This is a genomic window from Bartonella sp. AA56HLJMS, from assembly GCF_042197145.1.
GTDB lineage: Bacteria > Pseudomonadota > Alphaproteobacteria > Rhizobiales > Rhizobiaceae > Bartonella.
Genome location: NZ_JBHIRL010000006.1, coordinates 80,191 through 93,673, shown reverse-complemented (window position 1 = coordinate 93,673; position 13,483 = coordinate 80,191). Strand labels below are relative to the sequence as shown.

The following is a 13,483-nucleotide window of genomic DNA, read 5'->3' as shown; positions in this document are numbered from 1 at the left end:
TATAAATTTTATGTGACTATTTTAATCGTTTGTTTCAATTTATACAATTTTAGTTAAGTTTACATTTATTAAAACAGAGAAGCATTTTTAAAAACTTTTAAATACTACCGCTAAAATTTTTGTATCATCAATATTAAATTTATACTCTCTTAAGCAAGAAGTGGCATTTTATCTGCTATACGATTAAGATAAAGTGATTAGTGTTATCGTTTGCATTACTGATGATGTGATAGTTTAAAATAGAAAGTTTGCCCTCTTTGACTCTTTTACAGATTGTTATTGGTTTTGTCCTCTTTTTTTTTATTGCATCTATGTTGGCAATCTACACCTATGGGCGTTTTGTGAAAAATGCTAGGGGAAAATGTTCTTATGCGTTACCTCTTCAGAAAGATGAAACTAAGCTTGATCGTATCGTCAGTCAATTAGCTGAGAAAGAAAATGGATTGGGGATTGATAAAGATGCCCTTTCCCTCATTATCAGCAATTTGGATGCGTTTTGTGTTCGGGCAATAGGAGCTGCAGAGGCTGGGCGTAGCCTTGATCTGATGTATTATATTTGGGATGATGATTTAACGGGGCGCCTATTATTAAGTGAAATAGTTGAGGCAGCTGATCGAGGGGTTCGGGTACGGCTTCTTTTGGATGATATTAATGCTCAGGCACGTGATCCAGCTTATATTGCGCTAGATAAACATCCTCACATTGAGGTGAGAATGTTTAATCCAGGGCGATCGCGTAAAGGTGGTTTACGCCGTGGTTTAGAAATTATATTACGGGCAATTACTGTAACACGTAGAATGCATAATAAAGCTTTTATTGTTGATGGCAGGGTCGCTTTTGTAGGAGGACGTAATCTTGCAGATTCTTATTTTGATGCTGGTAAAGAATCCCATTTTCGAGATTTAGATTTGATGTTAATCGGTCCTTCTGTTAAAAAGGTAGAAAGTATCTTTGATGATTTTTGGAATAGTACTGTTGTTTTGCCAATTCATACTTTGGTTGTTCCTAAAAGCGCAAGTGATCTTAGCTATTGGAAAGATAAATTACGAAAGTTTCGTGATTCCAAAGTTGCAAAAGTTTATTTAGATTATGTCAAAGAGCACATTAACTTTAATTGTTTTATCCAAACAGGAAAGCGGTTATTTTTAGCAGACAAAGTTGTTGTTCTTTCTGACCCTCCAGAAAAAGCATTGCGTAAAAAAGCAAGTAATTGGCTTATGAAGGCACTTTCAAAGGTTATTGGAAATGCCCAAAAAACGGTTCAGATTACGTCACCTTATTTTGTTCCTGGTAAGGTTGGCACGCAGAATTTTAGTAATTTGGTTTCAAAAGGTGTTGATGTCAAAATTCTGACAAATTCTTTAGCAGCTACTGATGTAGCATTAGTGCATGGTGGTTATGTACCTTATCGTAAGGCATTGTTGAAAAGTGGTGTTAATCTTTATGAATTAAAAGCGGAAGGCAATACTCATGGGTTACGATTGTTTCGATCGAGTAAGGCAAGTCTACATGCCAAAGCTTTTTTAATTGATCGTAAAACAGCTTTTATTGGATCTTTAAATTTTGATCCAAGATCAGCATCATTAAATACAGAAATGGGCATTCTTTTTGAATGTGCTCCCATTACAGCAAGATTAGATTTGTTGTTTTCTGAAGAAACCACAGGGGAAATGAGCTATCATCTGCGTCTTGGTGATAATAATCGTATTTATTGGGATTTTATTGAAAATGAAAAAAAATATAGCATTGACTATGAGCCAGAAAGCAATTTTTGGCGTCGCGCATTTGCAAAAATAATAAGTTGGTTACCTATTGAATCACAATTGTAAATTTTTATAAACCACACTTAAAAAAAATATTTATTTTTCTTTTCATTTTGTTTGTAGCATGGCATAATTTTTTGCCAATCTACCATGTATGAGAACCGCAGTTGTATTTTAAAGCTTCTTGCGGTGTTTTATTATAAAAGGAATTTTGATATGGCAAAGATTGTTGAAACGGGGACAGGTGCATTGGCACTGACTTTTGATGATGTACTTTTACAACCCGGTCATTCTCTTGTTATGCCTAGTCAAGTGGATCTCAGTACGCGCATTGCAGCGGATATTAAGCTCAATTTGCCATTGCTTTCTGCGGCAATGGATACGGTAACAGAATCGCGTTTGGCAATTGCTATGGCTCAAGCTGGTGGTCTTGGGGTTATTCATCGTAATATGTCTCCTGCAGAGCAGGCAGAAGAAGTTCGCCAAGTAAAAAAGTTTGAATCTGGTATGGTTGTTAATCCAGTCACCATTGGACCAGATGCAACACTTGAAGAAGCAAAATCTTTGATGCGCTCTCATGGTATTTCCGGTATTCCGGTTGTTGAAAATGGTGCTAAAGGTGAAACTGCTGGACGGCTTGTTGGCATTTTGACAAATAGGGATGTGCGTTTTGCATCGGATCCTAAACAAAAAATTTATGAATTAATGACGCATGAAAATTTAATCACAGTGCGTGAAAATGTTCAACTCAGTGAAGCGAAGTATCTTTTACATCATCATCGTATTGAAAAATTATTAGTTGTGGATGAACAGAATCGTTGTGTCGGACTGATAACAGTTAAGGATATTGAAAAAGCAAAATTAAATCCAAACGCTGCCAAAGATTCACAAGGTCGCTTGCGTGTTGCAGCTGCAAGTAGTGTAGGGAACGATGGGTTTGAGCGGGCTGAACGATTAATTGATGCAGGCGTTGATATTCTAGTAATTGATACTGCACATGGACATTCTCAGCGTGTATTAGACACTGTTGAGCGTATTAAAAAAATGATGTTTTCTCCAGCTATTATTGCTGGTAATGTGGCGACTGCTCAAGCAACACAGGCTTTGATTGACAGTGGTGCGGATGCTATAAAAGTTGGGATTGGTCCTGGTTCTATTTGCACAACGCGAATTGTTGCAGGTGTTGGTGTTCCTCAGCTTGCAGCCATTATGAATGCTGCAGAAGTTGCTGAAAAAGCGGGCATTCCCGTTATTGCTGATGGGGGGATAAAAGCTTCGGGTGATTTTGCTAAAGCCTTAGCAGGTGGGGCTTGTGCTGCTATGATTGGCTCTCTTTTAGCGGGTACAGAAGAAAGTCCTGGCGAAGTCTATCTTTATCAAGGACGATCCTTTAAAGCTTATCGCGGCATGGGATCTGTTGGTGCTATGGCACGAGGATCGGCAGATCGCTATTTTCAAGATGATGTTCGTGATGAACTTAAGTTGGTTCCTGAAGGTGTGGAGGGGCAGGTGGCTTATAAAGGTCCTATAGCATCAGTTCTACATCAGCTTGCTGGTGGACTTCGTGCTTCGATGGGGTATGTTGGAGCAAAAGATCTCGTAGAGTTTCGTGAAAAAGCAACGTTTGTACGTATTACGAATGCGGGACTCCATGAAAGTCATACGCATGATGTTTCTATCACACGAGAGAGTCCAAATTATCGTGGGCCAGTTTAAAGATACAAGAGCCTAATATCATATTGCATAAATATAAAATTTTCCGAGAACAAGAAAGAGAGACTGCGCTTTTTTCTGTTTGTAATTTGGTGTAATAATCCCAAAAAGGAAAGAATTAGAGGTTAAAATTCTAATTCTTTCTGTTAAGACTATATGAAATAAGTTATATAAAATTAGAATTAACTTTTTGTTGTCTTCCGTCCAGTCTTTGACGCACGTTGGCGAGTGTTTGTCTGATCACTTTGGACGGATTTCTTTCCGTTGTTTGAGGGCATTGTATTATGACGGCTTTTAGACGAAGTTGTTTTTCCATTATTATAAGTCATTATTTTCTCCTTTAAAATTGTCTGGCAGTTGCCATTAGAGTAAAAACGGTCATGCCAAATAGTGGTTCCAAGCATTTTCTAAAAAGTTAATTTTTTGTTGAACGTAAGATGAGCTTGTTTAATTTTATGAGAAGATTTTTTCTATTGTTCAGACAATCCTCGTAAACTTTATTTTACGCAAATAAATTAAAGAGTTTGTTTTTTTCGTCATGCATGGCGGAAATAAGTTTTTTATGGATGGCTACGTATCTTTTAGTATAAGAGGTAGAAGGATAAAAAACGAATGGGCAGAAGATGAAAGGAAAAATTTAGATACTCTAAATTGGATCTTATAAAAAAGTATGATCAGATCATTTTAATATTGAATGTAAATTTTTTATGGCGTTGAGAAGGTTTCATTGGCAAGAAGGCGATAATATTATTTTTTTAGATGATTTAAAATTTTATTATTTTAATGGGAGAAATGAATGCGATTAGGTGGGCGTTTGCAAGCAGCAATAGATGTTCTCACAGAGATAGAAATGAAGCATCGCCCAGTAGGAGAAGCTTTAAAGGATTGGGGTCTTTCTCATCGCTTTGCTGGAGCAGGTGATCGTGCAGCTATTGGTACAATCGTTTATGATGTTTTAAGACGACGTTATTCTTTACAATGGCGTATGGAGAGTGATGATATCCGAGATATCGTTTTTGGTGCCTTATTAGATTCTGGAAAAATGACGCTGGAGCAAATTGACGGTGAGTTGGCAGAAGATCGGTTTGCACCGCAGTTATTAGGGGCTAAACAGCGTAAATCGTGGCAAGGTCAGCAATTAGTGGATGCTCCAGACTATATTCGTGGTGATATTCCGCAATGGTGTCAAGCGCATCTGCGTCCTTTATTTGGTAATAATTTGATCACTGAAGCGGCTGCGTTAGCAACGCGTCCTTCTTTAGACCTACGGGTAAATAACCTAAAGGCAACACCAGAAAAGGTGCTGAAAGAATTAGCAAAAACCAAACTTAAATCTTTTCCATGGTTTGGGCAAGCTTTAAGAATTGCACCGATTGAAAAGTTTAATCGTCATCCCAATGTTCAAGTGGAACCAGCTTTTCAAAAAGGATACTTTGAAATACAGGATTTAGGATCTCAAATTGTTGCTCATCTTGTAGAAGCGCAAGAGAGCATACAGGTATTAGATTATTGTGCAGGTGCTGGGGGCAAAACATTAGCTTTAGCTTCCGATATGAACAATCGTGGGCAAATTTATGCTTATGATTCTGATAAAGTACGCCTAGCTCCTATTTTTGATCGTCTTCGACGCGCTGGTGTTCGTAATGTACAAACACGAGCACAAAAAGAAGAATTGAAGCCATTAATAGGCCAGATGGATAGAGTTCTACTAGATGCACCATGTAGTGGGACAGGAACATGGCGTCGTCGTCCAGATGCGAAATGGCGTTTAACATTAGAACAGGTGAAACAACGCCAAACAGAACAGAGGGCTATTTTGAATGAAGCGATAGCTTATCTTAAGCCAAATGGGCGCTTAATCTATATTACCTGTTCTCTTTTTACAGATGAAAATGAGGAACAAATTTCCCATTTCCTTCAACAACATTCTCATTTTTCTCCAATAGATATGCCAGCGCTTTGGCAGAAACATTTTAGTTTTTCTCCTGTGCAACCAGTTTTTTCAAATTATGGACTTACTTTGTCGCCGGCCACAACACAAACAGATGGGTTCTTTTTATCTGTGTTGCAAAAAAAACATTGATCCATATTTTTACACTTTTTATCATAAACTTTACGAGAATAATCTTTTTCTTAAGAAAACAGGCTTGTGAAAAGAGAAAGATTGAATCATAACTCTCATGAGTTTTCTTTTACAATTGTTGATTGGTTTTCTATGAGCATATCACATCCAGACACTGTTCTTATTATTGACTTTGGTTCACAAGTTACACAACTTATTGCACGAAGGGTACGAGCAATGGGAGTGTATTGTGAAATTACTCCTTTTCAATTGGCTTTAGAAGCTGTGCGCCGCATAAATCCTAAAGCTATTATTTTATCAGGGAGTCCTTATTCCGTTATTGATGAGGGCTCTCCGCGTGCTCCAATGGAAATTTTTGAGGCGGGTGTTCCGATTCTGGGTATTTGCTATGGTGAACAAGTCATGTGTATTCAGCTTGGAGGAAAGGTTGAAGCTGGACATGAGCGTGAATTTGGGCGCGCTTTTTTGGAAGTTCAAGAAGAGAGTGCCCTTTTTGATGGAGTGTGGAAAAAAGGTTCTCGTTATCAAGTATGGATGAGCCATGGTGACCGTGTGGCAGCTTTACCGGAAGGTTTTCGTGTCATAGGAACCTCAAAAGGTGCTCCCTATGCGGCTATTGCTGATGAGAAAAGGCATTTTTATGCGGTACAGTTTCATCCTGAAGTTATCCATACACCAGATGGTACAAAACTTTTGCAAAATTTTGTTCATAAGATCTCTGCTATTAAAGGTAATTGGTCAATGGCTTCTTATCGTGAGCAGGCAATTGCGACAATACGACAAACAGTTGGGAAAAGTCGTGTGATTTGTGGTCTTTCAGGGGGAGTGGATTCATCTGTTGTAGCGGTACTCCTTCATGAAGCCATAGGAGATCAACTGACATGTATTTTGGTAGACCATGGGCTGATGCGCAAGAATGAAGCTGAAGAAGTTCTCACGCTCTTTCGTGATCACTATAATATAGAGCTTATTCACGTTAATGCTGCTGATGTGTTTCTTAATGCTTTAAAAGGTGAGACAGATCCAGAAAAAAAACGCAAAACAATTGGTCGCCTTTTTATTGAAGTTTTTGAAGAAGAAACGAAAAAAATAGGAGGTGCAGAGTTTTTAGCACAAGGAACACTTTATCCAGATGTCATTGAGAGTGTGTCTGCTATTGGTGAAACGGTAACCATTAAAAGCCATCATAATGTGGGTGGACTACCAGAACAGATGAAGATGAAACTTGTAGAACCGTTGCGTGAACTCTTTAAGGATGAGGTTCGCTCGCTAGGGCGAGAGTTAGGGCTACCGGAGCAGTTTATTGGTCGCCATCCTTTTCCAGGTCCCGGCCTTGCAATTCGGTGTCCAGGTGCTGTAACACGTGAAAAATTAGAAATTTTACGCGAAGCAGATGCTATTTATCTTGAGGAAATCCGTAAGGCCGGACTTTATGATGAAATTTGGCAAGCTTTTGCTGTTCTTCTTCCAGTTCAAACTGTTGGTGTTATGGGGGATGATCGCACTTATGAATTTGTTTGTGCTCTTCGCGCTGTCACATCTGTAGATGGAATGACCGCTGATTTTTATCCCTATGATATGGCATTTTTAAGTAAGACAGCAGCACGTATTATTAATGAAGTTAGAGGAATTAATCGTGTTGTGTATGATGTAACCTCAAAGCCTCCTGGTACCATTGAATGGGAATAATTGAAATGAAGGATAAGCCTTTTTCAGAATAAAATATGACTGAGGGTTTGATATTCAGAAAAATGTAGAAAAAATATTTAAAAATTATTGTGCATTTTCATGTTGATATAAGTCTTTATCTGAAAATCTGTACGTCAATATATTGAAAAGTGAGAAGTATGAAATTTTGCATGTCTGAGAAAAAAATTGTTGCACACCGTGGAGGAGCTCATCTTTATCCTGAAAATACCCTTTCGGCATTTAATAATGCTATAGCGTTAGGTGTTGATGAAGTTGAATGCGACGTTCATTTGCTAAAAAGCGGTGAGGTGGTTGTCTTTCACGATTTTCATCTAGACCAATTGGTTGGCAAAAAGGGATATATTCACGACATTGATAATGAAACACGCAAACAACTCTGCGTGAAAGGTAGCCGAGAAGCACCTCCCTTATTAGAAGAAGTGCTTGATCTTTTAGCACCAACGAATGTTGCATTGCATCTTGAAATCAAGACATGCGGTGAAGTGGAGCGCGAAACAATATTATCCCAAAAAGCGCTTGCGCTAATAAAAAGCCGAAATTTATCAGAACGGGTTTCTGCTATTAGTTTTGATCCTTTTATCCTTCGTCCTTTTATTGAAGCAGGAATACCATCTGGTCCATGTGTTGATAATTTCGAAGGTGATATGTACCGTCATTTTTCTGAATGGAAGCAATTAGGTTATTCTGATCTAAGTTTAGATGGCTCTATTGTTTCACAGAACTTTATTGAATCAGCTCTTGAGGCTGGTTTTACTGTAGGGGTATGGACAATTAATGGAAAAGCTCGGTTATCATATTGGCTTGATATGCCTGTACATTATATTACGACAGATCAACCTGATCTCGCATTGCAATTGTGTGCACAAAGGTAAAAATACACCTTATAAAAGAAATCCTTGTACGCTTCATAAAGCGAGCTTAATGGAAGAAAACAAGAAATATTTTTTTACACGTAACAATAACACATTAATTTATAATGATAATTAATAGTTTTTCATGTTGAATGAGAATTCTTAACATATAAGGTTTTTTCATTTCAAATCTTTTTACAATGGATCAATCAAAATCATTCACTTGCACATTACAAGTAGGCTTGGTGTGTGGATAAATATCTCGTGAGAAAAGAATAAAAATTTTCATTTAAACACTCTCAAATGCAAGACTTGTTGAAGCATGAGGGTTCATAGAGTGGTGCTGTTTTTCACTTTTTGAAGCATAAGAATGATGGCGTGCAAAAAGTTTTATACACTTTAGTGGAGGGACTTTAATATTCCATTTTATAGAAGCTATCATGAGATATAGATGTATTGAAAGATTTTTTAACAGCATGAAAATTTTGTAAGACAATGCCGTTTTGTTTTGCATGAAGGGCATGACCCCATTATCAGGGAAGGAGGCCATTAAATACTTTAAAATAATTTTCTTCATTTTAAGAAAAAGTCTATTTATCTCTTTGTTCAATGTAGTATCAACACCGTTTTAAGGCATAAATCGAAAGTTATAAGAAAAATAATAAAAGAATAAACAATTCTTTTTAAAAAAGTAAATCCAGATATTAAAATAGTCATTGAATGATATTTACGATCCATATCTTTTTACCAAGTGACTTTGCTTATTTAAGCCATCTCACTTTTTTCAGATAGTTACAAACACGTATTTCGTTAATACATAAGAATGCTTATAAAAGAAAATGAATAAATTTAAACAAATTCATTTGACCTTTTGGTGGTTCCTGTTTAAATGAGAGAATATGTTTCTGAAATAAAACTGTCATAGCATGTTCATGTGTAATACTATAAATTTAGGGGTAGTTTGTATTCCATCACTTCAGAAAGGGTGAACCATGAGTCGTTTTTATCTTTCCATAGCGGCCACGGTTGCTATCATAATGTCTACAGCGGGGGTGACAGTAAGTTTTGCACAGACAAAAATCAGCTTTTGGCATTCTATGAGTGGTGAATTAGGAAAGCAAACTGAAAGTCTTATTAACGATTTTAATGCGAGTCAGTCTGAATATAAAGTTATTTCTTCATATCGCGGTGAGTATGAAGAGGGTTTGATTTCACTCATTGCAGCATTTCGTGGAAAGAAACAGCCAGTGCTCGCTCAAATTTATGACGTTGGTACTGGAACTATGATGGCTGCAAAAGGCGCAATCTACCCATTTTATCAACTTATGGCTGATACAAAACAAGAATTTGATCCTACAGATTATTTCCCTGCTATTAGTGGTTATTACTCCGATGAACAGGGACGTATCGTCTCTATGCCATTTAATATTTCAACACCCATCCTTTATTATAACAAAGATATCTTTAAAAAAGCAGGGCTTGATCCAGAACAGCCTCCTAGAACATGGCAAGATATAGAAAACTTTTCCAAGAAAATTCTTGAGACTAAAGCGGCAACTTGTGGTTTTACAATGGCTTATGCCGCTCAATGGATTGGTATAGAAAATTTTTCAGCGTTGCATAATGTTCCTTTTGGAACGAAGGAAAATGGCTTCAAAGGACTTGATTCAGAACTTGCATTTAATGGACCTTTACAAGTGCGTATGTGGACTGACCTAAAAAAGTGGTCTGATCAAGGTATTTTCCGTTACGGTGGTCCAGCAGGTGCATTAGATTCAACACCAATGTTTATGGCACAAAATTGTGCAATTTTTATGCAATCTTCAGGATCACATGCTGGGATTGTTTCTGAAGCGCAGTTTAATGTGGGGGTTGGAATGCTACCGTACTATAAGGATACAGAAGGAGCACCACAAAATTCAGTTATTGGGGGAGCTTCTATTTGGGCGTTTAAGGGACATACTCCAAAGGAATATGCAGGGGCAGCCGCTTTTCTTAAATTTCTTTCAAAAACAGAAAATCAAGCAAAATGGCATCAGGAAACAGGTTATCTCCCAACCACAAAAGCGACTTATGAATTGAGCAAAAAACAACATTTCTATGAAAAAACACCAGGTGCGGATATAGCTATCAAACAGATTAATCTTAATCCACCAACAGTTAACTCAAAAGGGATAAGATTTGGTAATTTACCACAAATTCGTGCCATTCTTGATCAAGAGTTGGAAGCTGTTCTTAGTGGTTCAAAAACGCCGAAAGATGGTTTAGATGAGACCGTTGAACGTGGAAATAAACTCTTGCGTGAATTTGAAAGATCTAATCATTAATTTCGTTTTATTGTTAAACATTAAAGACTCAACAAAAACGGTTGAGTCCTTTTTGTTTACTTTTTTAAAGTCTCTACATTTAAAGAGCCCTACGAATGCAAGAAAAACATGCATATTTTAAAAATAGTCTACTTTCTTACGGACTGCTTTTTCCTCAGCTTCTTGTGACTTTTTTGTTTTTCTTTTGGCCTGCTGCCCAAGCAATAAAATCATCTTTTGAGCGTGAAGACCCTTTTGGCTTTACAACAACCTTTATTGGTTTTGAGAATTATCTAACCGTTCTTTCTGATCCTACTTATCGGCAATCGCTTCTTACAACCGCAGTATTTTCCATCTCAGTTACTGTCGCTTCAATGACAATATCACTTCTCTTAGCTGTCTGCGTTGATCGTGTCATACGTGCAAAAAAGGCTTATACAATGCTTTTGCTCTGGCCCTATGCTGTTGCTCCAGTATTGGCAGGTATATTGTGGCTGTTTATCTTTCATCCCACCATCGGAATTATCCCTTTTCTTCTCGAGAAAATAGGGGTGCTATGGAATTATCGTATTAATGGCACTCAAGCAATGATTCTTATTGTCATTGCGGCTAGTTGGAAACAAATTTCTTACAATTTTCTCTTTTTTCTTACAGGTCTTCAGTCTGTTCCGCGTTCTCAAATAGAAGCAGCCGCCATTGATGGTGCTGGTCCCTTTAAACGATTTTGGACAGTGGTTTTCCCGCAAATTTCACCAACGACGTTTTTCCTTCTTATTGTCAATGTCAATTATGTTATGTTTGATACTTTTGGTATTATTGATAATACAACTTCTGGAGGTCCTGCGCGTGCAACGAGCATCCTCGTCTATAAAGTATATGACGATGGCTTTAGAAATCAAATAATCGGTGCATCAGCAGCACAATCAACAATATTGATGTTGATGGTTATTGTCTTAACGTTTATCCAGTTTCGCTGGATTGAGCGCCGTGTACAATATTAGGAAACAAATTATGGTTGAAAATCGCCCTGTTTTGAAATTTCTAACCCATATTATTCTCATTGTTGGTATTATCATTATTTGCTTTCCAGTTTATGTTGCTATCATTGCATCAACTCATAGTTCAGCAGCATTTAACTCAGGAACACTTCCTCTTTTGCCTGGGAAATATGCTCTGGAAAATTATAAAACAATCTTTGGTGATGGCCTTGCACAGCTGGGTTTGCCCAACCTCTGGCCACTCTTAATGAATTCATTCATTATGGCTCTTGGGATTAGCGTTGGAAAAATTATTATTTCACTTTTGTCTGCTTATGCAATTATTTACATGCGCTTTCCCTTCCGAAAAACTGCTTTTGTTCTTATTTTTGTTACATTGATGCTCCCTGTCGAAGTTCGTATTCTTCCAACCTATGAGATTGTTGCAAAATTGGGGATGGTTAACACCTATAGTGGAATGATTATTCCACTTATTGCATCTGCAACCGCTACATTTTTATTTCGCCAGTTTTTTTTGACTGTTCCAGATGAACTCTTAGAGGCGGCACGTGTTGATGGTGCAGGTCCAGTTAAATTTTTTAAGGATATTCTTCTTCCTCTTAGTAAAAGCAATATCGCTGCTTTATTTATCATTATGTTCATTTATGGATGGATACAATATCTCTGGCCTCTTATCATCACAACGGATCAAAATCATCGAACGATCCTTATTATTTTAAAACAGCTTATTGTCGAATCACTTCAACATGATCCTCAATGGAATATACTCATGGCAGTATCGGTTGTTGCCATGGTTCCTCCTGTTCTTGTTGTTATCTTCATGCAGCGGCTTTTTATCAAAGGCCTTATTGAAACGGAGAAGTAATTGTGGCCATAATCCAGTTATCAAATATAAAAAAACAGTATGACAACGGCATTCTGGTCATTGATGATTTAAACTTAACTGTTGCCGATAAAGAACTTCTTGTTCTTGTCGGTCCTTCAGGGTGCGGAAAATCGACCTTATTACGTATTATAGCAGGACTTGAACAAGTTACCTCAGGTGAATTATGCATTGATAACGAATGTATCAATGATCGTGAACCAGCTGATCGTGATATCGCTATGGTTTTTCAAAATTATGCCCTTTATCCCCATATGACAGTTCGTGGAAACTTAGAATATGGTCTTAAAAATCGTAAAACTCCTAAAGAAGAAATTAAAAAACGTATCGCACATGCTGCAAAGCTTTTGGAGATAGAACCATTTCTTGATCGTAAACCACGACAATTATCAGGAGGACAACGTCAGCGTGTTGCAATGGGGCGTGTGATTGTACGTCAACCCCGTGTTTTTCTCTTTGATGAACCTCTTTCAAATCTTGATGCAAAATTACGGGCGCAAATGTGTATTGAAATAAAAACACTACAGCGTTCATTAGGAACAACGAGCCTCTATGTTACCCATGATCAACTAGAAGCTATGACATTAGCTGATAGAATAGTCGTTTTGAATAAAGGAGCTATCGAACAAATTGGAACACCAATGGAAATTTACGATACTCCAGCAACAACATTTGTTGCTGATTTTATTGGTTCTCCTCCTATGAATTTTCTTGATCGCCATGTCTTAGAACAACATTTAGGGCATTCATTTTCTTATGGTGAAGAAACTGATCTTTTAGCATTCAGACCTGAAATAATCTTATTGGGCCAACATCCAGATAAAGGGCCTGTCTTTCACACAAAAATTGAGCTTATCAAGCTTATTGGAACAGGTTGCCATGTTTTAACGCGTTGGAATGGTATCATCTTTACGATTGAAATAAAAGAACGCTTGACACACGACTATGGTCAAAAACTAAGTTTCACTGTTGCTCATCAGAATTTTCATACTTTTAATAAAAACACAGGAAAGCGCACAAATAATAAGTAAGCATTAATTGATGTGATACGACTCTCTTTTATGCTGCGTCATGATAATGTTGTGTTTTGACTTTCTCTATTACATTCACAAAATCAGAGTATAACCGATGAGATTAAAAATAAAATTTTAAAAGTTTTGGTAATGGTCCATTGTC

Annotated in this window: 10 protein-coding genes; 9 read left to right on the top strand and 1 reads right to left on the bottom strand. The window is 37.3% G+C overall.

The window, feature by feature from the left end:
- The first annotated feature begins 257 nt into the window (after positions 1–257).
- Both ACFINI_RS04760 and guaB read left to right on the top strand, forming a co-directional pair.
- On the top strand, positions 258–1,829 hold the full coding sequence (locus ACFINI_RS04760) for a phospholipase D family protein (protein WP_375646354.1): 1,572 nt from the start codon (positions 258–260) through the stop codon (positions 1,827–1,829).
- A gap of 150 nt (positions 1,830–1,979) precedes the next feature.
- A complete protein-coding gene (guaB, locus tag ACFINI_RS04755; protein ID WP_375611846.1) occupies positions 1,980–3,479 on the top strand; it encodes an IMP dehydrogenase in 1,500 nt (499 codons plus the stop codon).
- A 179-nt stretch (positions 3,480–3,658) separates the two neighbouring features.
- Here guaB and ACFINI_RS04750 read toward each other — a convergent pair whose 3' ends face one another.
- Positions 3,659–3,805, bottom strand: a complete 147-nt coding sequence (locus ACFINI_RS04750) for a hypothetical protein (RefSeq protein ID WP_273722522.1) — start codon at positions 3,803–3,805, stop codon at positions 3,659–3,661.
- Positions 3,806–4,272: 467 nt separating this feature from the next.
- Between ACFINI_RS04750 and ACFINI_RS04745 the strand changes: the two genes are divergently transcribed.
- From ACFINI_RS04745 to ACFINI_RS04715, 7 genes are all read left to right on the top strand, one after another.
- Positions 4,273–5,559: an RsmB/NOP family class I SAM-dependent RNA methyltransferase gene (locus ACFINI_RS04745; RefSeq protein WP_375646350.1), complete on the top strand. Its 1,287-nt coding sequence runs from the start codon at positions 4,273–4,275 to the stop codon at positions 5,557–5,559.
- A 132-nt stretch (positions 5,560–5,691) separates the two neighbouring features.
- Positions 5,692–7,248: a glutamine-hydrolyzing GMP synthase gene (gene guaA, locus ACFINI_RS04740; RefSeq protein WP_375646410.1), complete on the top strand. Its 1,557-nt coding sequence runs from the start codon at positions 5,692–5,694 to the stop codon at positions 7,246–7,248.
- A 170-nt stretch (positions 7,249–7,418) separates the two neighbouring features.
- Positions 7,419–8,141, top strand: coding sequence for a glycerophosphodiester phosphodiesterase (locus ACFINI_RS04735; protein ID WP_375646346.1), 723 nt, complete (start codon positions 7,419–7,421; stop codon positions 8,139–8,141).
- A gap of 971 nt (positions 8,142–9,112) precedes the next feature.
- On the top strand, positions 9,113–10,447 hold the full coding sequence (gene ugpB / locus ACFINI_RS04730) for a sn-glycerol-3-phosphate ABC transporter substrate-binding protein UgpB (protein ID WP_375646342.1): 1,335 nt from the start codon (positions 9,113–9,115) through the stop codon (positions 10,445–10,447).
- Between the two features lie 95 nt (positions 10,448–10,542).
- On the top strand, positions 10,543–11,427 hold the full coding sequence (gene ugpA / locus ACFINI_RS04725) for a sn-glycerol-3-phosphate ABC transporter permease UgpA (RefSeq protein ID WP_375611841.1): 885 nt from the start codon (positions 10,543–10,545) through the stop codon (positions 11,425–11,427).
- Between the two features lie 10 nt (positions 11,428–11,437).
- Positions 11,438–12,289, top strand: a complete 852-nt coding sequence (gene ugpE, locus ACFINI_RS04720; RefSeq protein WP_375611840.1) for a sn-glycerol-3-phosphate ABC transporter permease UgpE — start codon at positions 11,438–11,440, stop codon at positions 12,287–12,289.
- A 2-nt stretch (positions 12,290–12,291) separates the two neighbouring features.
- Positions 12,292–13,338 (top strand): sn-glycerol-3-phosphate import ATP-binding protein UgpC, encoded by a 1,047-nt coding sequence (locus ACFINI_RS04715; RefSeq protein WP_375621176.1) that lies wholly within the window; start codon positions 12,292–12,294, stop codon positions 13,336–13,338.
- Positions 13,339–13,483: the final 145 nt, after the last annotated feature.

What these genes read in the sequence shown, in the direction of transcription:
- ACFINI_RS04750 (WP_273722522.1), bottom strand. Translation starts at nt 3,805, where the DNA reads ATGACTTATAATAATGGAAAAACAACTTCGTCTAAAAGCCGTCATAAT.
- ACFINI_RS04745 (WP_375646350.1), top strand. Translation starts at nt 4,273, where the DNA reads ATGCGATTAGGTGGGCGTTTGCAAGCAGCAATAGATGTTCTCACAGAG.
- ugpB (WP_375646342.1), top strand. Translation starts at nt 9,113, where the DNA reads ATGAGTCGTTTTTATCTTTCCATAGCGGCCACGGTTGCTATCATAATG.
- guaB (WP_375611846.1), top strand. Translation starts at nt 1,980, where the DNA reads ATGGCAAAGATTGTTGAAACGGGGACAGGTGCATTGGCACTGACTTTT.
- ugpE (WP_375611840.1), top strand. Translation starts at nt 11,438, where the DNA reads ATGGTTGAAAATCGCCCTGTTTTGAAATTTCTAACCCATATTATTCTC.
- guaA (WP_375646410.1), top strand. Translation starts at nt 5,692, where the DNA reads ATGAGCATATCACATCCAGACACTGTTCTTATTATTGACTTTGGTTCA.
- ACFINI_RS04735 (WP_375646346.1), top strand. Translation starts at nt 7,419, where the DNA reads ATGTCTGAGAAAAAAATTGTTGCACACCGTGGAGGAGCTCATCTTTAT.
- ugpA (WP_375611841.1), top strand. Translation starts at nt 10,543, where the DNA reads ATGCAAGAAAAACATGCATATTTTAAAAATAGTCTACTTTCTTACGGA.